This is a genomic window from Sorangium sp. So ce426, assembly GCF_051475585.1.
GTDB lineage: Bacteria > Myxococcota_A > Polyangia > Polyangiales > Polyangiaceae > Sorangium > Sorangium cellulosum_B.
On sequence record NZ_CP150341.1, the window covers coordinates 11701332 to 11725896 of the forward strand.

The following is a 24565-nucleotide window of genomic DNA, read 5'->3' on the forward strand; positions in this document are numbered from 1 at the left end:
GCACAGGTTCACGACCTTGCTCCGTGATGAGCCAACGTCGATCCCCAGCCATGCTCCCTTTCGGAGGGTCACGTCCTGCTTATGCTGTGCTTTCGCCGCGAAGTCACACAGCTGACGGTGGCCATGAACGAGCTCGTCGAGAAGCAGTACGTGACGGCGACGAGCAGACGCCGCGCGCCCGCTTCGAAGTACCATCCGCCGGCCGGTGACTTCCCCGTTCCTCGAGGCCCCCGAGTCCGCCTGGGTGGCGAGCAACGCGCTCGCGTTCGCGCTGCGCGACCGCTTCCCGGTCAGCCCCGGCCACACGCTCGTCGTTCCGCGCCGGCTCGTCGCGACGTGGTTCGACGCCACCGCCGAGGAGCGCGCCGCGATCTTCGAGCTGGTCGACACGGTCAAGCGGGACCTCGACGCCGAGCTCCACCCGGACGGCTACAACATCGGGATCAACGCCGGCGAGGCCGCAGGGCAGACCGTGATGCACCTGCACTTCCACGTGATCCCGCGCTTCCGCGGCGACGTGGACGATCCGCGTGGCGGCGTGCGCCATGTCATCCCGGGCCGGGGGAACTACCTCGCCGGCAGACCCCCGCCACTCGCGACCGGCGGCGCCGAGGACCCCTTCTCGCGCCACCTCGCGCCGGTCTTCGCACGCGCGACCGACGTGGCCATCCTCTCGGCCTTCGTCCAGGAGAGCGGCCTCGACGTCCTGGAGCGCCACGTGTTCGCAGCCCTCGGCCGCGGCGCTCGCGTCCGGCTCGTCACCGGCGATTACCTCCACATCACGCAGGCCACGGCGCTCGCCGAGCTGCTCGACTGGGCCGGCGGCAACGCCGCGCTGGCGGGCGCCGAAGGCACCCGGGGCAGCTTCGAGGCGCGCGTGGTCGAGGTCGACGCGCTCACCGGCAAGATCCGCTCGTTCCACCCCAAGTCGTGGCGCTTCGAGGGCCCGGGCTTCGGCGCCGCGTTCGTCGGATCGAGCAATATCTCCCGCGCTGCGCTCGGTCCCGGCATCGAGTGGAACCTCCGTGTCGACCGCCACCGCGATCCGGACGCCTACCGGGCCGTCGCCTTCGCCTTCGAGCGCTGGTGGTCGCGCGCCCGGCCGCTCACCGCCGATTGGGTCGAGAGCTACGCTCGTCGCGCGCGGCAGGTCGCGGTGGGCCTGCCGCCGGGTGAGGAAGACGCCGAGCCCGTCGATCCCCCGCCTCCCCCGCACCCCATCCAGCGCGAGGCGCTCGCCGCGCTGCAGCGGAGCCGCGTGGAGGAGGGGCGCCGCCGCGCGCTCGTGGTGCTCGCCACCGGCCTCGGCAAGACGTACCTCGCCGCGCTCGACGTCGAGGCCTGGGCCGAGCACCACGGCCGCCGTCCGCGCGTCCTCGTGCTCGCCCACCGCGAGGAGCTCCTCGTCCAGGCAGCCCGGACGTTCCGCCGCCTCCTGCGGGGCCACATCGCGCGCTTCGGCTGGTGCGCCGGGAGCGCCAATGAGCTGGCCGGCGATGTGGTTTTCGCCTCGGTGCAGAAGCTGTCCCGTCCCGAGCACCTCGCGCGTCTCGCCCCGGGGAGCTTCGACTACGCCATCGTGGACGAGGTTCACCACGGCACCGCGCCGAGCTACCGCGCCATCCTGGATCGCCTCGAGCCGGGCTTCTTGCTCGGCCTGACCGCCACGCCCGAGCGCGCCGACGGCGCGGATGTCGTCGGGCTCTTCGACGATCATGTCGTCTACCGGGCGGACATCGGCGCCGGCATCGAGCGGAAGCTGCTCGTCCCCTTTGCGTATTTCGGCCTCAGGGACGAGATCGATTACCGCGCTGTCACCTTCCAGAACCGGAGGTTCGACCCAGGAGAGCTGGAGAAGGCCATCGACACGGACCGGCGCCTCGAGCAGATGTGGCATGCGTGGCAGGAGCACCCGGGGGAGCGCACGCTCGTGTTCTGCTGCTCGATCCGGCACGCGCACCATGCCTGCGACTTCCTTGCCGCACGAGGTGTTCGCGTTTCCGCGGTCCATTCCGGTCCGGAGTCGGCGCCGCGCGAGGAGGCGCTGGCGGACCTCGTCGCCGGCAAGCTCGACGCGCTGTGCGCTGTCGATCTCTTCAACGAGGGCATCGATCTGCCGAACGTCGATCGCGTGGTAATGCTCCGTCCCACGGAGTCTCCTGTCGTCTTCTTGCAGCAGCTCGGCCGCGGCCTGCGCGTCGCGGACGGGAAGGCGCGCCTCACCGTGCTCGACTTCGTGGGCAATCATCGCGTGTTCCTCGACCGCGTGCGGACGCTGATCTCGCTCGGCTCCAAGCCGTCCGATCTGCGCGATTTCCTTGGCGGCATCCGCGCCGCGCGCCTGCCGCCGGGCTGCACGGTGGACCTCGATCTCGAGGCCAAACACATCTTGCTCAGCCTGCTTCCTGCCCGCGGGAAGAGCGAGGTGGAGCGCGTGTACCGCGATCTCCGCGACGCGCGCGGAGAGCGCCCGACGGCCGGCGAGCTGTTCCGGATGGGCTACCGGCCTGCCACGCTGCGGCCAGCTCACCAGGGCTGGTTCGATTTCGTGGCTTCCGAGGGTGATCTGAGCCCGCCGGAGCTCCGGGTCCTTCATACCGCCGGCGCGTGGCTCAGGGAGCTCGAGAACACCGCGATGAGCAGGTGTTATAAGATGGTCACGCTCGAAGCGCTGCTCGAGACGGGTGCGCTCTTCGACGGGATCTCGACCATCGAGCTCGCGCGCCGGAGCCAATCCATTCTCGCCCGCTCTCCGGAGCTCTCCCGCGATCTCGACGGCGTGGCCGAGCTGGGCGGCGGCCAGAGGTTCGACGAGCCGCGCTTCGTCGGCTACTGGAAGGAGAACCCCATCGCCGCGTGGACGGGCGCGCGAGGCCGCCGCTGGTTTGCGCTCGACGGGGACCGCTTCGTCTCGAAGCTCTCCTGTCCTCCAGGCGACGAGGAGGCCTTCGCCGCGATGACGCGGGAGCTCGTCGATTACCGGCTCGCCATGTACCGCGCGCGCCGCCGCGAGGACGGCTCCGGCGCGTCGTTCTCGGCCAAGGTGCTGTGGAACAAGCGCGACCCCATCCTCAAGCTGCCCTCGCGCGCAGCCCGCCCTGATCGCCCTTCAGGGGACGTCGACGTCCGCCTTCCGGACGGCGAGGTGTGGCGCTTCCGCTTCATGAAGGAGTTCTGCAACGTCGCGCACCGCGTGGGCTCGCAGCGCAACGAGCTCCCGGATCTGATGCGCCGCTGGTTCGGCCTCGCCGTCGGCCGGCCTGGAACGGCGTTCTACGTCCGCTTCGTCCGCTCGCCCGATGGGCTGTGGGTTGAGCCGGAGAGCCCCGAAGGGGTCTCCACAGCGCCGCGCGGCGCGCTCATAGCCTTCCCTGATCTGCGCGCGGCGGCCGGCGCCGCCGGCGTACCGACGGAGCTCCCTCCTGAGGCCGAGAAGGTGCTGCTCCCGATCGCCGCCGCGCGTGGCGATGGGTTCTTTGCGGTGCGCGCTGCGGGCGACTCGATGTATGGCGGGAAGCGTCCGATCCGCGACGGGGACTGGCTGATCATGAGGTTTGCGCGCGGCGCCTCGTACGATGCGCTGGACGGTAAGGTGGCGCTGCTTCAGATACCCGATCGCGATCTGGGGTTTGCCTACCAGATCAAGCGGATCGTGCGCGATCGGTCGCGATGGTGGCTCCGTTCGGACAATCCGGACGGGCCGTCCTACGAGGCCACGGCCGAGACAGTGCCTATCGCGCTCCTGGTCGAGGTGGTCCGCCCCGAGGACATCGGCCCGAGCGCCGGCGAGCGCTTCGAGGACGACGAGGCCGCAGCCCGCGCGTTCGGGCTGGAGGAGCCGCCGCGGACCGGCCGTGTCGGCGGTCACCTCTTCTTCTGTCTGGAGGCACCAGGAGCGCTGGTCGCGCCCGATCGCATTCGATCGCCGGTGCCAGCCCAGGAGCGCCGCCCTGGGGAGACGGCCTTCGTGCTCGCGCGGCCGCCCGGCGAGCCCGGATGGCGATACCTTGGCGTGGCCCGTTACCTCGATCAGGAGGGGCTCTGGGCCTGTCCGGATGTCGACTATGCTGCGTACCGCGCCCTGGGATCAGGCCGTGCAGTGTCCCGATCGCTGCCGGCGGGGAGCAGCGAGTGTGCGCGAGTGCTCGTGGAGGAGCTGCTCCGGCGGCCCGGCGCGGGCGCCTTCGTGGAGCGGGACGGCCGGCGGTGCAGGATCGTCGGCCGGGCCGACGGCGGCGGGCTGCGCATCGACGGTGGCCCGGACGGCTTTGCAGAGCGAACGGTGTCGCTGACCGATCTCGCGTGGGTGATCGTAGCGCGCGACGACGTCAGAAAGAACGGCGGGCGGCTGGACGAGCAGCGGGTCAACCTGCTGCGCTATCTTGAGGGGACGCCTCGGGCGGCGACGCGGTGGATCGACACCGGTTGGGCGCTCGCGCTTGCGACGGCGGGCGAGGGGTAAATGGATCTCCCGCGGCCTTGCTGAAGGCCTTTGGAATCGCTTGAAGCTGAAGCGTAGGCATCCTCTATCTTATCTTACCTCCGCATCAGCCACTGCCTGTAGGTCACACAGGCCCGTTCCCACGCCGCCCGCACCGCCGGCTCGCGCGACATCCGCCCTGTCCAGTAAGCGTTGACATTCGTCCATCGCTCCTGCGTGAGCCCGTACCGCGACGAGATCTCCTGCGCCTGACCCGGCGCCGCCGCGAACTCCACGCAGAGCGATGCATATTGCTCCAGCGTCAGCGTCGGTGGCCCCGGCGCCGCGTCCGCGGGAAGCACGTCGTGCGGCGCGGGTGAGGTCCGCACGTCGGGCGTCCCTTGCGGGACGGCCGACGCCGGCCTCACGGAGCTCCCCTGCGCCAGCACGGCCTTGACGACCGACGAGATATCGAGCGTTTCGCCCCCCACCCGCGGCGCGGCGGGGCCCGGCGCCCGCGAGGCCTCCGCGGGGGCAGCCGCGTGGGATGGCGAGCCAGACCTGTCGCCCGGCTCGCCTGACGAGAACGGGAGCGCCGGCTTCACGGGCGCATTTGCGAGCGCGGGCTGCGTCCCATGAATGTCGGTCCAGTGCCTCATGCCCTTCGGCATCACGAAGGCCGGCGCGACGGGGGTGGGAGGCACGGGCGGCGCCACGAGCCCGAGCGGAGGCGGCGCGAGGTTCCGTATCGGCTGGGCCGGAGGCGGCGCGCTCGGCTCGACCACCGGCTGCAGCGGCAGCTGCTGCGCCGTCGCCGGCTCCTTCTCGCGCTCGCCGGGCAGCGGACCAAGCGACGCAATGGGCGGCTTCTCGCGGGCGAGCCGGTCCTTCGTCTGCGCCACCGCGAGCCCGAACTGCCGCGAGAGCCCCTCGTCCTCCCGCTCGCTCGCGTCGGCGAGCGCGTCGGTCCACGAGGAGACGGCCTCCTCCCAGTCGTCCTCGTCGACCCCGAGACGCACGAGCACTTCATGCTTCTTGGCGCGAGAAAAATAGCGCACGTGCGCCATGATCTCCCCGTACCGCGCGATCGTGAGCCCGCCGTGCGTCGTCTCCTCGCCGTCGTCTTCTCCGCTCCCGAGCCCCTCGGGCGGCGCGCCGCTCGCGTCGGTCATCACTCTCCTCGACTTCGTCAGCAGTTGAGCTTCACCGTGCCCCGGGTGACCGTCACCGTGCTTCCGCTGATGTCAACCGTCCCTCCCGTGATCTTCACGTCCCCTTGGATCGACACCGCGCCGCCGTTCACCAGCACGGTCGCGGCGTTGAGCTCGTAGAGCGCGGTGCCGACGCGGATCTTCGCGGAGCCGTTGATATCGATCCAGGCGGCGTTTCTTCCTCGAAAAGCCGCGCGATGAAGGCGAAGTCAGCCTCCTGGTACTGCACGCAGTAGGGCCTGGCCGCGTCGTCGACGAGGCGCCTGAGGTCGCGGATCGACCACAGGTAGGTCGCCGCAGCGGGCTTGAACGCGCTCTCATCGCCGTCGTCGCCGGGCGGCGAGTCGCTCTTCGAGAGCGTGAGCCCGGCGCCCCAGGCGGTCCGGGTTAGTGCCTGCTCGAGGATGTGCTTGAGCGTCTTCTCCAGGTAAATGACGCTCTTCTTCATCATCGTGGCGCGGAAGAAGGGCGGGACCAGGGTGACACGATAGCGCGTCCCGAACGAGACATCGCCGAGCTCCCGCGCCGTGCTGATGAGGCCATGGATGATCCGGAACGGCGGGTCGGTCCAGGTGCGGATCCGCAGCGCGGCGCGCGCGCCCACCAGGTCGGAGACGTCGACGTCGGGCGCGTGACCGCGGCGCACGAGATCGATCTCGAACTCGTAGAGAGCGTTGATGGCCTCGGTCCCTCGGAACTCGAGCACCTCGAGGTGGCGCCAGGGGCCTTCCGAGGAGCTGGCCCCCTCCCAGGCGAACGTGAAGTCCTTATCCATTCGACACTCCAGCGCTCTGTGATCTGTGCCGCTCGCTCACTCTATCCGGACCCCAACGAGAGCTGCACCCGCGCGGGCTCGATCGCGAGGAGCCGCCCCGAGCGCGGCGCAGCGTAGGCACGGTAGATCGGCCCCTCGACGACGGCCGCGAAGAGCTCGCCCTGGTGCGACACGTCGAACGAGCGATCGCCCATCCGCAGCGATCGCTCGATCCGGCCGTGGTGGCGGATCACGAGCTGCTTCGTGCACGGCCCCTCGACGGCGACGGCGCGCCCCTCGCGCGCGTCATCCGCTTCGGCGGCTCGCGCGAAGCGACGGTGGACGGCCGCGACGATGGCGAGCGCGAACGCTCCCCCCGCGACGGCGAGCAGCGCCGGCCACCGCGCGGCGCGGCCGGCGGAGCTCGGGCCGGAGAGCCCATCCAGGAGCGCACCCCCGATCGCCAGGAGCAGGAAGAACACGCCTGCGCACCCGAGCCTCGACGCGAACGCCGCGTCCGTGCCCCGCCGCGCCGCGAGCGCCGCGCTCTGCTCGGCGCTCATCCGGCCGCTCCGGTTCGCTGCCAGCGTCGCCTCCGTGAGGTCCTGCGCGCCGCGGAGGACCGCGTGGAGGTTCGTTTGGTACACCTCGGGCGAGGCCATCGGCTCGGCGCCGACGACGGTCCGCGCGTGGGGCGCGAGGTAGAGCCGGTAAGGGCCCGGCGGGAGTCCGAGCCAGGGTGCGAGAAGCGCGGGCGCCTGCCGCGGCGCCACGGCGAAATGGGCCGCCTGCACCGGCTCGAGCCGGCCTGGTCGGGGCGCATCTGCCGAACGCTCGTCGCGGATCGCTTGAAAATCGAAGACCACCTCACCCTCGAACGCGACGACCCGCCCGTCCGCGAGATCACGCCGCCAGCCGTCGTACTCAGGACGCGCGAGCCACGCGCCGAGCTGCGCCTCTATTTCGCGGCGCTGCCCGGGCCCGAGCTGCCCCTTCCGGTTCCATGTGAGCTCCTCGGCATCCATCGCGCGCCCGTCTCTCACCCCTCTCGCGCGCCCTCGTCGAACGCGCGGAGCAGGTCCTCGTCCCCCGACACGTCCGATGCAGCCACGGTCGCCGGCTCGGCGGGCGCCGCGGGTGCTGCGCCGAGGGTGGCGGAGAGCTGCGCTTTCATCCAGCCCGGCACCCGCGACTCCCCGTCGCTGTTGAGCAGCACGCGCTCGCCGTTCACCTTCACGTCGTCGTTCGCGGTGATCGCCACGTCGCCCTCGGTCGCGGTGATCGCCGCGTCCTGCGCGGTGATCACCGCGACCTCGGCCGCGTCGACCTCGAAGCGGCGGGCCGCGACCTTGAAGCTGTCGCAGGCGACCGCCACCTCACGGCTCGCGCGGAGCTCGACGTCGGTCGCGTCGAGCACCACCTTCGCGCCGGAGGCGGTGATCTCGAGGGTGAGCTCGACGCGCCCCGTCCCGCTCACGAGGACCACGCGCTCGTGATCGGGCGCCGAGGTCACCTGGATCGTCTTGCCCCAGCGGATCGGGATTCGCTCGTCCCGCCGCGCCGTCGCGACGGTATCCACCGCCTCGACGAAAGGTACGTCATCGATCTCCATCGCCTGCCCGGCGAGCGGCTCACGGCGCGTGTTCATTCCCCCTCACCCAGATCATCGGCTCCACCGTACCGCGTGGCGCGTCTTCTCGAGCTGCATCTCGGTCGGCGGCCTGTCGACCGGCATCGTTCCCACCCACACGCAGACGAGGAGCTCTCTGTCCGGGCGCAGGATCACGGTGCGGAGCCCCGGCGCGAGCTCCCGGGGCGCGCCGCCGAAGAGCTCGAGGATCATCTGGACGAGCTCGCTCACGATGGCGAGCTGCTCGGGCGCGACCTCCGGGGCGCGCGTCCGCGGCAGGCGATAGGTGCGCTTCGCCAGGACGTGCGCGTAGCGCCTCCCCTGGGTGTCCTTGGTGAAGTGGGAAATCGACGTGACCGGGGCTTCGGTGCTCATGCGTCGTGCCATGGCGGCGCTCAACGCGCCCAGAGAGGCGGGTCGTTTCCAAAGCCGAGCAGGTCGTCGGGGCTCAGGCCGCCGAGCTTGTCGCTCGTCGCCTTCTTGGCCTTCTCCTCCGCGGCCTTACCGAGCCACTTCCCGATCGCCTCGCCCGCCTGCTCTCCAAGGACCTTCCCCGCCTTCTCGCTGACCTTCTCGACGATCCAATCGAATACGGGCGCCAGCCCCTTGCCGAGCAGACCCCGCAGCTTCGGCGCGATGCGCCGCATGATCGCTTTGAAAACCATCTTTCCGAAGAACTTCCCCGTTCCCTTCAGCCCGCCGAAGAGGAGGTTCAAGAGGAACGAGAGCGGCTCGCCGCAGATGAGGACGCTCGCCACCGGCCGGTCGCCGGTGCCGTAGTGCGTGTTCGAAAACGCGAACCACATCGTGATGTCGGAGGGCGTGAACGGCACGGGCGGGGCCGGCGGGGCGATGAGCGTGCCGAGCGCGCCGTGAAGGTCGATGCTCTGAACGAAGCACGAAGGCCGCACCGGCATGCAGGGGACGCCCATGGGTGGTCGATCCTTTCAATGGCCGCCGCGCTGCTCCTCGGCCTGCGGCGCGGCGCGCCCCGGGCCAAGGACGAGCGCGGCGGAGCGCCGCCTCCGGCGGAGATAGGGGTACTGAAACTCGACACGGTACGTGACGACGACCAGCCGCTGGCCGATGGATCGGTCCACGGGCGAGGCGACAGCTATCGCGTGAACCCGCTGTATTCCGCAGGCTTTCGAGAGGAGATGGCGCAACGTGCGCTCCGCCCGCCCGTTGTCACGGCCGCCTCGCGGTGGCAGCCTCGGCGCATGTCCATCCGTCCCGCCGCCGGCGTCGACGCCGCGGCGATCGCCGTCGTGCATGTCGCCGCGTGGAAGGCCGCCTACCGCGGCCTGATGCCCGACACCGTGCTCGACGGGCTCACCGTCGAGGCCCGGACGCAACGCTGGCAACGAAACTTCGCCGAGCCCTTGCCCGGATCACGCACCACCGTGCTCGAGCGCGACGCTCGAGTCGTGGCCTTCGCCAGCGCCGGGCCAAGCCGCGACGACCCGCGCCACGGCGAGCTCTACGCGCTCTATGCACACCCCGACGCCTGGGGGACAGGCGCCGGGCGCACGCTCATCATCGACGCGCTCGCCTGGCTCTCGGCGGGAGGCTTCCCGCGGGCGGAGCTCTGGGTCCTGCGCGGCAACGCGCGCGCGATCCGGTTCTATGAGCGCGCGGGCTTCGCGCTCGACGGCGGCGCGAAGACCAGCGACGGCCTCGACGAGCTCCGGATGTCCCGCGCGCTCGCCTGAACGGCTCCTCACCCGGCTCCGGTGACTCGGTGGGTTGGTACGCTCCCTGTGCCCGCCGCTCGAAGTCGTCCTCACGGGTGTAGTCGACCGAGGGAAGCCCGCGGGGGAAGCATCGGATTCGATCGATTCGTGTGGAGCGCCGCCGCCGAGCGCCGCCAGGGCGAGCTCGCGCTTCAGCGCGGATCGCCGGCGCCTCGCCCCCGACTCCCTCCGCCCCACGACACCGCGCCGCCGCTGGCCAGCGCTCACCACGTGGCGAGCGGGCAGCATCGTCCGCGGCTCCCTCTGGAGCGATCGACGTGCGCGTCCGCGCCGATCCGGTCGTGGAAATCCGGTCAAAACGGGTGACGCGCGCGCTCGCCGCTCCGGCGGGTACGCCCTTTGCGGTTGTCAGGGGAGGGGCTTCGGGCTAAAGGAAACCCTGGATTTACCAATGGAAACGCGTAAAGGCCCCCCCTCCGACGTCGCTTCGATCATCGGGCAGCTCCGCAGGCCCAAGCGGATGGTGGTGACCGCGGGCATGCCGTACGCGAATGGCCCGTTGCACCTCGGGCACCTCGCCGGAGCCCAGCTGCCCGCCGACATCTACGCTCGGTGGTGTCGAATGCTCATCGGGGCAGAGAACGTGCTGTACGTGTGCGGCACCGACGAGCACGGGTCGACCAGCGAGATCGCCGCGGTCCAGGCCGGGCTCCCCATCCGCGAGTACATCGATCGCATCCAGCAGGCGCAGAAGAAGACGCTCAAGCGGTATTGCATCAGCCTGGACGCCTTCACGGGCACCTCGCAGCCGGAGACCTTTCCGCTCCAGCGAGAGCTCGCGCACGAGTTCCTGACGCGGTTCTCGGAGAACGGCCTCCTCGAGAAGCGCGCCACGCGTCAGTGGTTCGATCCGAAGATGGGGCGATTCCTCCCCGACCGCTACGTGCGCGGCCGCTGCCCCAACCCGCAGTGCGACAACGAGGACGCCTACAGCGACGAGTGCGACCGCTGCGGCCAGCAGCACGCCCCGGCCGCGCTCCTCGACCCGCGCAGCACGCTGAGCGACGCCGTGCCCGAGCTCCGCGAGACGGTCCACTGGTGGCTCGACATGTGGTCCGTGTCCGAGACGCTGCGCGCGTGGATCAGCGGCAAAGAGAAGACGTGGCGGCGCGCCATGCTGTCCGAGGTCCTGGAGACGGTGATGCCCTCGGTGCGGCTCGACCGGGCGCACGAGGCCACCTACAAGGAGATCAAGGCGAGCCTCCCCAAGCACAAGAGCAAGCTCGCCCGCGGCAAGGAGCTCGTCGTCCAGTTCGGCAACAAGGCCGATCTGGAGAGCGGCCGCGCGATCCTCGAGCAGAACGGCGTCCGCGTCGAGCTCGTCGACGAGTGGGCGCACCGGTCGATCACGCGCGACATCACCTGGGGGATCCCGATCACCGAGGATCCGGACCTCGCGGGCAAGACGCTCTATGTCTGGCCCGACTCGCTCATCGCGCCCATCTCGTTCTCGAAGGTGGCCCTCCGCGACAAGGGGGTCGACCCGGCGCGTTATGCGGAGTTCTGGCGCGATCCCGAGGCCCGCGTGGTCCAGTTCCTGGGGCAGGACAACGTCTACTTCTACGTGCTCATGCAGGGGGCCATGTGGCTCGGGACGCAGGCGGACCCGCACCGGCTGCCGGCGGCGGGCGAGCTCCAGCTCACCGACGTCTTCGGCTGCTTCCATCTCCTCGTCGGCGGCGAGAAGATGAGCAAGAGCCGCGGCAACTTCTTCACCGGCGATCAGCTCCTCGACGAGAAGGGCTACTCCGTCGATCAGATCCGGTATTACCTCGCGCTCCTCTCGCTCGCGGAAAAACCCTCGGATTTCGACTTCGAGAAGCTCGACGAGCGCAACAAGTTCCTCGCCGGGCCGATGAACGCCGCGTTCGAGCGCCCCATCTCGGCGGTGCACTCCAAGTTCGGCGGCAAGGTCCCCGAGGGCGCCCTGCTCGACAAGGTGGTCGCCGACACGGTGCGCATCGTCCAGCGCTACGTGCGCGCCATGGATCGGGCCGACTACCCGAACCTCCTCTTCGAGATCGAGAACTACGCCCGCACGATCAACAGCCTCTTCACGCAGTACAAACCGCACGACGATCGGCACCCGGAGCAGGGGCGCCGCGACGCCCTCTACACGTCGTTCTACGTGCTGAAGACCCTGATGATCATGCTTTACCCGTTCGTCCCCGAGACGATGGATCGCCTCCGCGCGTCGCTCCGGCTGCCGCCCGAGGTGTTCCGCCTGGAAGAGCTCGGCACGCCCATCCCCGCGGGCCACGAGATCGGCGCCAAGCAGCCGTATTTCCCGGCACCGTCGAGAGAGGGCGAGACCCGCTGATCGGGAGGCGCTGCCTCCGCCGTTCACGAGCGTGAAGGCGTCTCGCATCTTCCGCTGTACGGTGCCATCGGCTTCCAACACACGCGCTGATCGCCGCGTCCACAGCCGCGATGACCGCAGGGACGGATGCCCCGCGGCATCGGCCTGACTCGACGGACGCGCCGCCCTGCGATAGCAATTGAGTACCCCGGGGATCACGTCGCCCGGGCGGCGCGATAGGAGCGCAAAGGCGCGCACGCAGGGCACGGCTCTCGGGCACGAGGCCGCGCTCCGCGCGTGCGGCGGAGGAGGGAGCCTATGTTGAGCGGTGCTGATGTTTCCGTCCACCAGGGAAATATTCAGTGGGACGCGTTCGCCTCACGGCTCGATTTCGTCTTCATCCGGGCGACGTACGGGATCGAGGGGGTCGACAGGAAGTTTGCGACCAACCGCGCCGAGGCCGCGCGCTGCGGGGTCCTCCGGGGGTATTACCATTACGCGTTACCGCGCCTCGACGCCGCCGAGCAGGCGCAGAGGCTCTGCAGCGCGGTCGGCGACCTCGAGCCGGGGGAGCTCGACATGGTGCTCGACCTCGAGGAGACGCAGCACGCGGGCAATAGCGGCCATGTCTGGACGTCGGAGGACACCCTGGCTCTTCAGGTGTGGACCCGCCGCTTCGTCCAGGAGGTGAAGGCGCGCTACCCGGGCCGCTCCGTCATCCTCTATACCCGCCACAACTTCTGGCACGATCACCTCGGCGGCAGCTCCGAGTTCGTCGACTGCCCGCTCTGGATCGCGAACTACACCTATGGCCTCGACTCGGTGCGGGCGAGGCCCCCGGCCGACCCGAAGGCATGGGCGGACTGGGCGCGCAGGAAGCCGCTCAGGGCCTGGGACCCCTGGTCCGCGTGGTCGTTCTGGCAGATCACCGCCAAGGCCGTGATGCCGGGCGTCCGGACCAACACGGTGGACGCCAACCTGTTCAATGGAACGGTGAGCGATCTGCGGCGCCTCGCCCGGCTCGAGGCCGGGTCCGTGACGTCCGACCCGCTGCCCACGGCCGACGCGCTCTGCCAGAAGCTGCTCTCGCAAGCGGATGACAGGTACATCTTCGGGCACGAGGTGCGCTTGACCGACCCCAACCCCTCCGCGTTCGATTGCTCCGAGCTCATCGAGTGGGGCTGCGCCCAGCTCGCCGTCGAGCCCACGATGCCTGACGGCTCCTGGATGCAGGCGCGCCACGTGAAGGCGGCGCGGCTGCTCATGCCGGTGGACACGGCGATCGCGACCCGCGGCACCCTCCTGTTCCGCTTCTCGGCGGATCCGTTCACGGGCGGGCGCCCCGAGCACGCCCACGTGGCGATGAGCCTGGGCGACGGCCGCACCATCGAGGCGCGCGACACAGCGCACGGCGTCGGCGTGTTCCCGGCGCTGGACCGCGGCTGGACACACGCGGGCCGGATCCCGGGCGTCGACTACGGCGCCGCGCCGCCCGGCGGCGGGCTCGCGCGCGGCGCCAAGGGGCCAGAGGTCAAGGCCTGGCAACAGCACCTGCTGATGTGGCGCGCCGGGCTCCTGCCGCGGTTCGGCGCGGACGGCGAGTTCGGCGCGGAGACCGAGGCGGCCACGCGGATCTTCCAGCAGGAGATGGGGTTGCCCGTGACCGGCGCGGTCGGGCCCGAGACGCGCGACGCCATGCAGCGCGCGCTGCCGCGCCCGCCCTGCGCGCTCGATCTGCCGCGCACGCTGGGCCGGGCGCTCCTGGGCGTCGTCGGCCAGGGGGCGGCCGCGGGAGGCGCGGCGCGCGCGGCGGGGCCGCAGGCAGAGCTCCAGGGCGCGGTGGGCGGGTCGGCGGCGACGGCGACGCCGGGCCACGACGCGGCCGGCGTCCGCAGCTACACGTTCGCGGAGAGCGGCTTCCGGTTCACGGTGACCGCCACCCCCGAGCCGGCCGCGGCGGCCCGGGCGAACGACGCCGGGGGCGCCGTGGCGTTCTTCGCGTCGAGCCAGGCGCAGCCCGGGTTCGCGCGTCTGGCGCCCGTGTTCGACGGGACGGGCCTCGACTGGCTGCCGCCGCGCGATCCGGGCGCGCTCACCGGCACGAGGTTCTACGAGCAGGTCCGGGGCCTGTCGCTCGCGGCGCGGGAGGAGCTCTTCCTCCAGGAGGTGCTGCGGGGGAACGTGCCCAGCTTCCTGCGCCGCTTCCATCGCGTCACGGTCGAGGCGCCCGACGGAAAGCGGGGCGTCGCGTACGTGTGCGCCGACTACCTGGCGATCGGCCCGGACACCGATTTCCTGCGCATGCCGCTCACCGGCGTCACCGCCCAGCGCGTCGCGGATGCGTGCGGCTGCGTGCTGCCGACGAAGAAGCTCGTGAAGGACATCTATGCCGCCTCGCGGAAGCAGACGGCCATCCCGTTCGATCCCCGGGACGGCACCAAGGTGGAGCGCTTTCGTGACCACCACCTGGCCATCGAGCAGCACCGGGTCGGCGAGCTCGGCGAGCTGCTCGCGGGGCACAAGAAGGACGTCGTGGTGACCAACCGGCTGCACCACCACGCGCGCCGGCTGGCGATCTTCGGCTTCTACAAGGCGGACGGCAAGCCGTGGCAGCCGCTGGACACGTCGCTCCGGCGGCGGCTGCCGCACGAGGACACCTACGCCGACTACAGCCACGGGGTCCGGCTGATCGGCGGCCTGATGGCCCTCGGGTCGGAGCAGCGCTGCGTGGCCGACGTCCTGCTCGACCCGGCGCTGTGCGGCCTCGTGAGCGACGAGGGGATCATCAGCGTTCCGAGGTACGAAGTGCACCCGCTCGGGTAAGTCCGGATCGGCTAGAAGGAGAACCCGATGGTCATCGAGCTGACACCGAGCTTCCAGGTGGTCGACGCGCGCTTCCGCAAGCTCGCGTTCCCGCACGTGCACGTCGAGAAGCTGTACACGGGCTGCCGCTGGGCGGAGGGGCCGGCGTGGTTCCCGGCGGGGCGCTACCTGGTCTGGTCGGACATCCCGAACGACCGCGTGATGCGCTGGGACGAGACCGACGGCTCGGTCTCGGTGTTCCGCCAGCCCTCGATGAACGAGAACGGCCACGCGGTCGACCTGCAGGGCCGCCTCGTGTCCTGCGAGCACCGCGGCCGCTGCGTCTCGCGCACCGAGCACGACGGCTCGCGCACGGTGCTCGCGTCGCACTTCGAGGGAAAGCGGCTGAACTCGCCGAACGACGTGGTCGTGAAGTCCGACGGCAGCGTCTGGTTCAGCGACCCGAGCTACGGCATCGACAGCGACTACGAAGGCGACGCGTCGCCGAGCGAGCAGGGCGCGCAGCGCGTCTACCGCCTCGACCCGGCCTCCGGTGCGCTGACGGTCGTCGCGGACGACTTCGTGCAGCCCAACGGCCTCGCCTTCTCGCCGGACGAGTCGCTGCTGTACATCGCCGACACCGGGGCGACGCACGTGAAGGGCGGCCCGCGCCACGTGCGCAAGTTCCGCGTCGACGCGAAGGGCACGCTGACCGGCGGCGAGGTGTTCGCGACCTGCCCGGTGGGCCTGTACGACGGCTTCCGCGTCGACGTGCACGGCAACCTGTGGCTGTCGGCCGGCGACGGCGTGCACTGCCACGCGAGCGACGGCGCGCTCCTCGGAAAGGTGCTGATCCCGGAGGCGGTGTCCAACGTCTGCTTCGGCGGCGCCAAGCGCAACCGCCTGTTCATCTGCGGCACGACCTCGCTGTACGCGGTTTACCTGAACACCCGCGGCGCGGGGCGCTAGTCATCGCCCCTCCTGACGCTGTCGGCCGTAGACCAGCAGCATGGCGATGATCACGGCGCCGTAGATGATCTGGCGGCCGGCTTCGGGCATCTGCAGCACGCTGAGCATGCTCTGGAGCAGCACGATCAGGAGGGTGCCGAGGACGGTGCCGAGGTACGTCCCGCGCCCGCCCATGATGTTGGTCCCGCCGATCACCACCGCGGCGATGGCCGGCATGAGGTAATCGTTGCCCATGGCCTGGTAGGCCTTGTGCGAGAAGCCCGCCAGCAGCATCCCGGTCATGGCGGAGCACACGCCGCACATCACGAAGGCGCCGATCAGCACCAGGTGCGTTCTGACGCCCGACAGGTAGACGGCCTGCTCCTGGTTGCCCACGGCATAGATGTAGCGACCGAGCGCCGTCCTCTTCAGCACGAAGGTGGCGACGCCGCCGACCAGGATCCACACGAACAGCGAGTTCGGGATGGAGAGCGTCCTGCCCACGGCCAGGACCTCCATCCACTCCGGCGCCTCGCTGCGCGGAGCGAAGCCGCCGGTGTAGAGCACCATCAGCCCCTGAAGCACGGTGTTCGTGCCCAGCGTGAAGATCATCGAGGGCACGCGCAGGTAGGCCACGCCGAGGCCGTTCACCAGACCCGCGGCGGCGCCGACGGCCAGGCCGCAGGGCAGCGCGGCCCAGCCGCCGATCCCTGCGGCCAGCATGGCGCTCGAGGTGAGCACCCACGGCAGCGAGAGATCGATGTGGCCGAGCAGGATCACGATCATCATGCCCGTGGCGGCCACGCCCAGGAAGGCCGCGATCTGCAGCTGTTGCAGGATGTAGTACGGGCTCAGGAAGCTCAGCGTGCCCTGGGTGACCAGCGTGCCGATCGAGCCGCACACGAGGACGACGCCGATCGACAGCAGCGCGTACCAGGTCGGCCTGTCGATCTCGCCGAGGCGGCTCTTGAGGGAGAGGGGCTGTTGCATCGAGCTCACCTGAAGATCTGCAGCCGGTTCTTGACGCGGATGACCCAGAGCGCGCCGAGGCAGACGGCCGCGAGCAGGATGAGGCCCTCGAACAGCGGCTGGTAGAGCGGGTTGGCGAGCAGGCCGAGCGCCGAGCCCTCGTCGAAGACGCGGAAATTGAAGGCGACGGAGCGGAGCACCAGCGCGCCGAAGAGCGATCCGATGGCGCCGCCGATCCCCCCGTACAGCGAGGTGCCCCCGATCACGACGCTGGCGATGGAGTTCAGCGTGTAGGAGCCGGCCTGTGGGATGTCGGCGTTGCCCGATGTCGTCTGCAGCGCGAGGTAGAGGCCGCCGACGCTGGCGAAGAACCCCGACAGCGTGTATGCGGCCAGCTTGACGCGCTTGATGCGGACGCCCGACATGTACGCCGCCTCCTGGGACGCGCCGACGGCGTAAGCGCCGAGGCCGTAGCGGGTGCGGCGGTAGTAGGCCCAGAGCAGCGCGAGCAGCGCCATCCAGATCGCGGGCGACGGGATCTGGCCGACGAAACCCAGCGCGCCGTCGAGCGGGGCGGCGCCCGCGACCTGCAGCAGCTCGTTGAGATCGAAGGTGGCCGCGAACGCCAGATCGCCGTCGACCTGGCCGCCGGGCGTCGGTCTCAGGAACAGCGCGACGCCGAGGAAGATCGTGCCCGAGGCCAGCGTGGCGATGATCGGTTGCAGGCGGCCATAGACAACGAGGCAGCCGTTGAGCAGGCCCGCCGCCATGCCCACGGCCAGGCACAGCAGGATGCCCAGGAACATCGTGAGCGCGCTGCCGGCGAGGACGTGCGAGGCCACGCAGTTGACGAGCGTGATCACCGCGCCCACGGACAGATCCAGGCCGCCGGTCAGCACGGGGATCGTCTGGGCCATGGCCGCCGCCACGAGCACGAACGACTCGTTGGCGTTCTGCCCCACCAGCGACGCGCTGAAGCCCTTGGGATGGGACAGCGAGTAGAGCCCGTAGAACACGATGCACAGACCGACGGCCACGAGCAGGCCCTGGTTCTGGCGCAGGCGGAGCTTCCAGTCCTTCATCGTGCCTCTGATCGTGCCTCTGATTGCGCGTGTTCGTCTTCGCGCCTCGCGCGCTCAGGCCCGCCGCGCAGGCCGAGGGCCAGGTCCAGGATGTTCTTTTCGGTGATGTCGGGCCCCACGAGCTCGCCCTGCACGCGGTTCCGGTAAAGGACGAGCACGCGGTCACAGCAGCCGATCAGCTCGTCGTAGTCCGTCGTGTAGAAGAGGATGGACGTACCGGCGTCCGCCAGCTCGCGGAGCAGCTGGTAGATCTCCTGCTTCGTGCCGACGTCGATGCCGCGCGTGGGATCGTTGAGCATCAGCAGCCGCGGCTCCGTCATCAGCCACTTGGCCAGCACGACCTTCTGCTGGTTGCCCCCGGACAGCGACGAGACCGGGTGCTCGGGCGAGCCGATCTTGATCTGGATGCGGCGCACCATCTCGTCGATGCGCGCGGCCTCGCGCCGGCGGTCGAGCACCAGGCCGCTCGTGAGCTTGTCGAGCGACGCCAGCGACAGGTTCGCGGCGATGGACATCGGCAACATCAGGCCTTCGGTCTTCCTGTCCTCGGGCACGAGGGCGATGCCGTGCGCGCGGTCCTTGGCCTTCCGCGGGCTCGCCAGCTTGACCGGCTTGCCGTCGATCTTGATCTCGCCGCGCACATCCCTGAGCACACCGAACAAGCTGAGGAGCAGCTCGCGCTGGCCCTGGCCGTCGAGCCCGCCGATGCCGAGGATCTCGCCCTTGCCGAGCTTGAACGACACGTCCTCGAGCTGCCGCTCCCAGCTCAGGCCGCTCACCTCGAGCAGCGTCGCCGGGAAGTCGCGGGCCGCCGGCTTCGGCGGGAAGACGTGGCCCATGTCACGGCCGATCATGAGCTCCACGATCTGGTCGTCGCTGCGCTGGCCCTTGGCGAAGGTCTCGATGTGCCGGCCGTTGCGGAAGACCGACATCACGTCCGCGAGCTCCTTGATCTCGTGCATGCGGTGCGAGATGTAGAGCATGCCGACGCCCTGGGCCTTGAGCTCGGCCAGGAGCTCGTAGACCTTCTTGACGTCGCTGCTGGTCAGCGCCGAGGTGGCCTCGTCCAGGATCAAGAGCCGCGGGTCCTTGCCGAGCGCCTTCGCGATCTCGACCATCTGGCGGCGCGAGAGCGGCAGATCGCTCACCCAGGCGTTCGGGTTCACGCCCTCGCAGCCGACGCGCGAGAGGAGCTCCTCGGCCCTGCGGACCTGCGCCTTGCGATCGAAGAGCCCCAGGCGGTTCGTCGGCATGGTGATGCCGATGTTCTCGGCCACGGTCAGCGTCGGCATCAGGGACAGCTCCTGAAAGACGCAGACGATGCCGGCGGCGTTCGCCTCGATCGGGTGATCGAACCGGACCGGCTTGCCCTGGAGCAAGAGCTCCCCGGCGCTCGGCTGGACCACGCCGCCGATGATCTTGATGAGGGTGCTCTTGCCGGCGCCGTTCTCGCCGAGGATGGCGTGCACCTTCCCCGGCTCGCAGGCGAAGTCGACGCCGCTGAGCGCGGTGACTCCGCCATAGTGCTTGGAGACGGCCCGGAGCTCGAGAAGCGGAGGGCTCACGAACGTCTACTTCACGTCGGATTCCGACTCGTTCATGATCTTCACGCCCGAGATGTTGACCCCGCAGGGCGGGAACTCGTTGGGCGTGAAGAAGTTGTCGGAGAGCTGGGAGAAGAAGCTCTCGCCGTCCTTCAGCGTCGTGTGATCGGCGGCGGGGATCGGCACGGAGATCATCTGCGGCATCACCTTGCCTTGCAGGCCCTCGAGCGCCGCCTTCATCGCGATGGCCGCGAGCCCCGGAGACTGGCCGAGCGACAGGCCCTTCATGCCCTGTTCGTGGTGCTTGGCGATCAGCTTGCGCACGCCGTTCTCGGCCTCCGTGGCGACCGGGATCGGCTTGTGTCCGGCGTCGAGCAGCGCGCGGACGGCGCCCGTCGAGCCGCCCTGCGCGAAGAGCGCGTCGAACTTCCGGTGCACGGCCAGCGCGTCGGCCACCGCCTTCTGCGCCTTGCCGTCGTCCCATCCGCCCACCACCTCCACGATGGTGTAGCTCTTCCCCGGCGCCTCCATGACCTGGCGGAAGCCGACGTGGCGGTCGCGATCGACGGAGTTGCCCTGCAGGCCGCGGACCTCGAGCACCTTGCCCTTGCCGCCGAGCTGCTTGTCGAGGAACTCGCCCCACTGGCGCCCCATCGCCAGCTGGTCCTCGTTGACCTGCATCACCTTGTCCGTGTCGAGCACGTTGTCGAACGGAACCAGGACGACATCCTTCTTGTCAGCGAGCCGGATCACGCGATCGAAGCCGTCGGGGCTGACGGCGAGCGTGACGATGCCGTCGAAGCCCTGGTTGATGAAGTCCTCGATCGCGCCGAGCTGGGCCGCGACGTCGGTGCCTGTCGACACCACCTTGAACTCCTTGATCAGCGGCGCGATGGCCGGATCCTTGGCGAAGGCCTTGGCCGTCTTGACCATCTGGATGCGCCAGGCGTTACCGACGTAGCCGTTGACGAGCGCGAGGCGGAACGGCGGCTTTCGCGCCGTCCACTGCAGATACTTGGTGTCCTGCTTCCACGGCGCGAAGCACTCGGGGTTATGGCCGGGCCCCGGCACGACCTTGGGCCCTTGCCCGCCCGGCGCCTGCGCGACCGCGGCGCTGGCCGCGGCGCTGGCGGAGCCCCCTGCGGCCGGAGCGCTGTCGGGCTTGTCTTTGCAAGCAGACAGGCCAGAGAGACCCCAGAGCCCGAGCGCACAGCTCAACACCGCCGCTGCGCGCCGCGCCGATCCACGTGACTTCAACTGGCCAATCGACATCGTGCCGCTACCTTTCGAGCAAAGAGACGTGGTCGGATGGAGACCTCTGCGGCCCATCCCACGTCGTCACGTTCTCGCCCTCACGAACGACGAGGGCAATGTCTGCGTGCCGCCATAGTGCTCACGGCAAAAACACCGGGGTACAACGATTCGCATCTGGCGAGCGACGGTGTCGCGCGTCATTCCCGGGACACCACGCGGGTTTCGCGGGCGCCCTCACAATTCAATGACGTGATCGTCGACGCTCGTGGGGCCTAACCACGACAGATCTTCTGGTTTCGGCGCTTAGGAAATCCAAACGCGATCCGGAAGTCAAGCTTCTCGTTGTGATCGTTCACATCGTACAGCCACGCTGCACGCGCTGGCTGAATGATGGAACATCACGCGATCCGCCTTTCTTCTGGAAAAATAACGCTACATCAAAAGCTCATGTGCCAGAGGAGCTCCGCTCCGCGGCGATGCCGCGACCGAGCAGCCCGATGATGCGCTCCGCATCATAGACGCAACCACCCCAGCTGCCGCCGCTGGCATCCTGAAGCGCGGCCCACAACCGCGTATCCGGGTTCACCCGGCCGTCCGGTTGAAGGGCTGGATTGGGCGAGCGGGCGTCAAGACCGCCGTCCTCCACACCCACGACGTCCACCGTCCCCTCCAGCCTGCGCGTGTCGATCCGCAGCCGGATGCGGTCTCCGTCGCGCACGCGGCCGATGGGGCCACCCGCCCACGCCTCCGGGCTGACATGGCCGATGCACGCGCCGGTCGAGACGCCGGAGAAACGACCGTCCGTGACCAGGGCGATACGGTGCCCCTCCTTCACGTGCTTGAGGGCAGAGGTGATCTGGTACGTCTCCGGCATCCCGATACCGGGACCGATGCCGATCAGCACCATCACGTCGCCCGGCTGCACGGCGCCCGCCTTGATCGCCTCGATCGCCGCGTCCTCGCTGCCGAACACGCGCGCAGGCCCTTCGTGCAGATAAACGCCGTCCGGTCCGATCACCTGGGGAGCGATCGCGGTGCTCTTCACGAGCGCTCCCTCCGGCGCGAGGTCGCCGCGCAGGAAGGTCACCGTGCTGGTGAGGCCGCGCTCGCGTGCCTTTCCGGCGGACATGATCACGTCGTCCGGGTCGATGCCGTCGAGCTGCCGTAGCTTGTCGCGCAGGCGCCGGCGCCGCTCGCTGCGCTCCCACCACTCGAGGTTCTCGCCCAGGGTCCGGCCGCTGACGGTGCGCGCGCCGAGCCGCAGCAGGCCGAGCTCGCGCAGGTGGAGCATGACCTCCGGGACGCCCCCCGCGAGGAAGACCTGGACCGTGGCGTAATGTTTCGGCCCGTTGGGCAGCACGTCCACGAGCCGCGGAACGAGGGCGTTGACGCGCGCCCAGTCGTCCACCGTGGGGCGCCGGAGCCCGGCCGCGTGCGCGATCGCCGGCACATGGAGCACCAGGTTGGTCGACCCGCCGACGGCGGCATGCAGCACCATGGCGTTGTGGACCGAGTCGTCGGTGACGATGTCCCGCGTGGTCACGCCGCGTCGCTCGAGGGCCATGAGCGCATGCGCGGAGCGGCGGGCGAGGTCGCGCCAGATCTCGGCGCCCGACGGGCTGAGCGCGCCGTGCGGGAGGGCGAGGCCGAGCGCCTCCGCCACCACCTGGCTCGTCGCGGCCGTGCCCATGAACTGGCAGCCGCCGCCGGGGGAACCGCAGGCGCGGCAGCCCATCTCGGCGGCGTAGTCGAGGCTCACCTCCCCGCGCGCATAACGCGCCGCGAGCGTCTGGACCTTGGCGGTGTCCTCGGCCTCCTCCGCGAGGAGCGTGACGCCGCCCGGCACGAGCACCGCGGGGAGGTCGAGGGTGCCGGCGAGCGCCATCAACATGGCCGGCAGGCCCTTGTCGCAGGTGGCGACGCCGAGCACGCCCCGGCGGGTGGGCAGCGAGCGTATCAGTCGCCGAAAGACGATGGCGGCGTCGTTGCGGTAAGCGAGGCTGTCGAGCATGCCGACGGTGCCATTGGTCCGCCCGTCGCACGGATCGCTGACATAGCCGGCGAACGGGATGGCCCCGCCGGCCGTGAACGTGCGGGCTGCCTCCTCCATGAGCAGCCCCACCTCCCAGTGCCCCGTGTGGTACCCGAGCGCGATCGGCGTGCCGTCGGGCGCGCGGATCCCGCCCTGCGTGCTGAGCACGAGGAACTGCTTGCCGTTCAGGCGCGCAGGATCCCACCCCATGCCGGCGTTCTGGGTCCAGCCGAACAGCTCGCCGCTCGACATGGCGCGCAGCTGCTCGGCCCCGAGCGGGAGGCGCCCCGACGGCCCGGGCGCCGTCGTGCGCAGGGTGTAGATCGCCTCGCTGCCGGACTCGAATACCGGGTCGTGGCTCATGCGCGGGGCGGGATGGGGTCGCGGGTGGCCCGGCCGTCGAGGAGACGCGATATTCCGAGCGGATTCTCGTCGCGCAGCTCCGGCGGGAGCAGCGCGGGCGGGCACGACTGGTAGCAAACGGGGCGCGCGAAGCGGAGGATGGCCGCGGTCCCGACCGACGTGAAGCGCACGTCGCTGCTCGCTGGATACGGCCCGCCGTGGTGCATGGCGTGCGACACCTCCACGCCGGTCGGGTAGCCGCCGAAGACGAGGCGGCCCGCGACACGGCCGAGGACATCGACGAGGTCCTGGGCGGCGGCGAGGTCGTCGGCGGTCCCGTGGAGCGTGGCGGTGAGCTGGCCGTCGAGCGCGCCGAGGAGCTGGAGCAGCTCTCCGCGGTCCGAGGCGGTGACGAGCAGCGTGTACGGTCCGAAGATCTCGTGCGCGAGGTGGGGCTGTCGCGCGAAGTCGGCGGCGGAGACGCGAGCGACGCGCGCGCCGGCCTCGGTCAGCCACTCCACGCCGCTCAGCTCCCGCACGGAGCGGTCGAACGACGCCTGGATACCGGCGTGCAGCATCACGCCGGGCGTGATGGCGCGGGCCCGGTCGGCGACCGACAGCGCGAACGCATCCCATTCGGGGGAGGCCAGCCCCAGGACGAGGCCGGGCTTGGTGCAGAACTGGCCGACGCCGAGCGTGCACGAGCTGATGAGCCCCTCGGCGATCGCGTCGCGGCGCTCGCGCAGCGCGCCGGGCAGCACGACGAGCGGGTTGATGCTGCTCATCTCGGCAAAGACGGGGATGGGCCGCGGGCGGGCGGCGGCGGCGTCGCAGAGGGCGCGCCCCGCGCGGGTGGACCCGGTGAAGCCCACCGCCTGGATGGCCTCGTGGCGCACCAGCGCGAGCGAGACCTCGGGCGAGGCGCCGTGCACCATGCCGAACACACCCGCGGGCAGGCCCGCCTTCTGCACGGCGGAGCGCAGGGCCGAGGCCGCGAGCTCGGAGGTACCGGGGTGCGCGGGGTGGGCCTTGACCACGACCGGGTTGCCCGCGGCGAGGGCGGAGGCGGTGTCGCCGCCGGCGACGGAGAACGCGAGGGGGAAATTGCTCGCGCCGAAGACGGCGACCGGGCCGAGCGGCCGCAGCATGCGGCGCAGGTCGGGGCGCGGGAGCGGCTTGCGGTCCGGCAGCGCGGGATCGATCCGGGCATCGACCCACGAGCCCTCGCGCGCGACGGCGGCGAAGAGGCGCAGCTGGCCGGTGGTGCGGCCGCGTTCGCCTTCGAGGCGGGCGATGGGCAGCCCGGTTTCCCTGTGCGCGGTCTGGATCAGGGGGTCGCCGAGCGCCATGAGCTCGTCGGCGGCGGTCTCCAGGAGCCGGGCGCGCAGCTCCGGCGCGAGGCCGGCGAGGGCCGGCGCCGCAGCGACGGCGGCGCGGGCGGCGGCGTCGATCTCCGCGGCGGTGGCGTCACGGTAGGCACCGAGTTTTTCCCCGGTCGCGGCGTTGTGGGCGAGGAATTCCATG

Annotated in this window: 19 protein-coding genes; 5 read left to right on the forward strand and 14 right to left on the reverse strand. The window is 70.4% G+C overall.

The features are described 5' to 3' along the window. Positions 1–205: 205 nt before the first annotated feature. Complete coding sequence (locus tag WMF44_RS43940) at positions 206–4462, forward strand: DEAD/DEAH box helicase family protein (protein WP_437296006.1); 4257 nt, start codon at positions 206–208, stop codon at positions 4460–4462. Positions 4463–4536: 74 nt separating this feature from the next. Here the strand turns inward: WMF44_RS43940 and WMF44_RS43945 are convergent, their stop codons facing one another. The 8 genes from WMF44_RS43945 to WMF44_RS43980 are packed head-to-tail and all read right to left on the reverse strand — an operon-like array spanning position 4537 to position 9115. Further along, positions 4537–5592, reverse strand: a complete 1056-nt coding sequence (locus tag WMF44_RS43945) for a hypothetical protein (protein WP_437296007.1) — start codon at positions 5590–5592, stop codon at positions 4537–4539. A 17-nt stretch (positions 5593–5609) separates the two neighbouring features. After that, positions 5610–5708, reverse strand: a complete 99-nt coding sequence (locus WMF44_RS43950) for a hypothetical protein (protein ID WP_437296008.1) — start codon at positions 5706–5708, stop codon at positions 5610–5612. Positions 5709–5719: 11 nt separating this feature from the next. Then, positions 5720–6406, reverse strand: a complete 687-nt coding sequence (locus WMF44_RS43955) for a contractile injection system protein, VgrG/Pvc8 family (protein WP_437296009.1) — start codon at positions 6404–6406, stop codon at positions 5720–5722. Between the two features lie 41 nt (positions 6407–6447). Continuing rightward, positions 6448–7410 carry a hypothetical protein gene (locus WMF44_RS43960; RefSeq protein ID WP_437296010.1) on the reverse strand — a complete coding sequence of 321 codons (963 nt, stop codon included), beginning with the start codon at positions 7408–7410 and terminating at the stop codon, positions 6448–6450. Positions 7411–7424: 14 nt separating this feature from the next. Next, on the reverse strand, positions 7425–8033 hold the full coding sequence (locus WMF44_RS43965) for a hypothetical protein (RefSeq protein ID WP_437296011.1): 609 nt from the start codon (positions 8031–8033) through the stop codon (positions 7425–7427). Between the two features lie 15 nt (positions 8034–8048). Then, positions 8049–8390, reverse strand: coding sequence for a hypothetical protein (locus WMF44_RS43970; protein ID WP_437296012.1), 342 nt, complete (start codon positions 8388–8390; stop codon positions 8049–8051). 20 nt (positions 8391–8410) lie between these two features. Beyond that, the gene (locus tag WMF44_RS43975; RefSeq protein WP_437296013.1) at positions 8411–8947 is read right to left on the reverse strand and encodes a hypothetical protein; all 537 of its coding nucleotides are present in this window, start codon (positions 8945–8947) and stop codon (positions 8411–8413) included. Positions 8948–8962: 15 nt separating this feature from the next. Beyond that, on the reverse strand, positions 8963–9115 hold the full coding sequence (locus WMF44_RS43980; RefSeq protein WP_437296014.1) for a hypothetical protein: 153 nt from the start codon (positions 9113–9115) through the stop codon (positions 8963–8965). A 120-nt stretch (positions 9116–9235) separates the two neighbouring features. Between WMF44_RS43980 and WMF44_RS43985 the strand changes: the two genes are divergently transcribed. The 4 genes from WMF44_RS43985 (at position 9236) to WMF44_RS44000 (ending at position 15839) form a co-directional block, all read left to right on the forward strand. Further along, positions 9236–9727, forward strand: a complete 492-nt coding sequence (locus tag WMF44_RS43985) for an N-acetyltransferase family protein (RefSeq protein WP_437296015.1) — start codon at positions 9236–9238, stop codon at positions 9725–9727. Positions 9728–10160: 433 nt separating this feature from the next. Then, the gene (locus WMF44_RS43990) at positions 10161–12089 is read left to right on the forward strand and encodes a methionine--tRNA ligase (protein WP_437296016.1); all 1929 of its coding nucleotides are present in this window, start codon (positions 10161–10163) and stop codon (positions 12087–12089) included. 297 nt (positions 12090–12386) lie between these two features. Then, the gene (locus tag WMF44_RS43995) at positions 12387–14891 is read left to right on the forward strand and encodes a GH25 family lysozyme (protein ID WP_437296017.1); all 2505 of its coding nucleotides are present in this window, start codon (positions 12387–12389) and stop codon (positions 14889–14891) included. A gap of 27 nt (positions 14892–14918) precedes the next feature. Further along, positions 14919–15839, forward strand: a complete 921-nt coding sequence (locus WMF44_RS44000; RefSeq protein ID WP_437296018.1) for an SMP-30/gluconolactonase/LRE family protein — start codon at positions 14919–14921, stop codon at positions 15837–15839. Here WMF44_RS44000 and WMF44_RS44005 read toward each other — a convergent pair whose 3' ends face one another. From WMF44_RS44005 to WMF44_RS44030, 6 genes are all read right to left on the reverse strand, one after another. Next, a complete protein-coding gene (locus WMF44_RS44005; protein WP_437296019.1) occupies positions 15840–16808 on the reverse strand; it encodes an ABC transporter permease in 969 nt (322 codons plus the stop codon). 5 nt (positions 16809–16813) lie between these two features. Beyond that, entirely contained in the window at positions 16814–17869 is a 1056-nt protein-coding gene (locus WMF44_RS44010) for an ABC transporter permease (RefSeq protein WP_437296020.1), read from the reverse strand. Beyond that, positions 17866–19434: a sugar ABC transporter ATP-binding protein gene (locus WMF44_RS44015; protein WP_437296021.1), complete on the reverse strand. Its 1569-nt coding sequence runs from the start codon at positions 19432–19434 to the stop codon at positions 17866–17868. The genes WMF44_RS44010 and WMF44_RS44015 overlap by 4 nt, the downstream gene beginning before the upstream one ends. A gap of 6 nt (positions 19435–19440) precedes the next feature. Further along, on the reverse strand, positions 19441–20670 hold the full coding sequence (locus WMF44_RS44020; RefSeq protein ID WP_437296022.1) for a sugar ABC transporter substrate-binding protein: 1230 nt from the start codon (positions 20668–20670) through the stop codon (positions 19441–19443). Positions 20671–21112: 442 nt separating this feature from the next. Beyond that, on the reverse strand, positions 21113–23062 hold the full coding sequence (locus WMF44_RS44025; protein ID WP_437296023.1) for a YjhG/YagF family D-xylonate dehydratase: 1950 nt from the start codon (positions 23060–23062) through the stop codon (positions 21113–21115). Continuing rightward, positions 23059–24564, reverse strand: a complete 1506-nt coding sequence (locus WMF44_RS44030; RefSeq protein ID WP_437296024.1) for an aldehyde dehydrogenase (NADP(+)) — start codon at positions 24562–24564, stop codon at positions 23059–23061. The genes WMF44_RS44025 and WMF44_RS44030 overlap by 4 nt, the downstream gene beginning before the upstream one ends. Position 24565 lies beyond the last annotated feature (1 nt).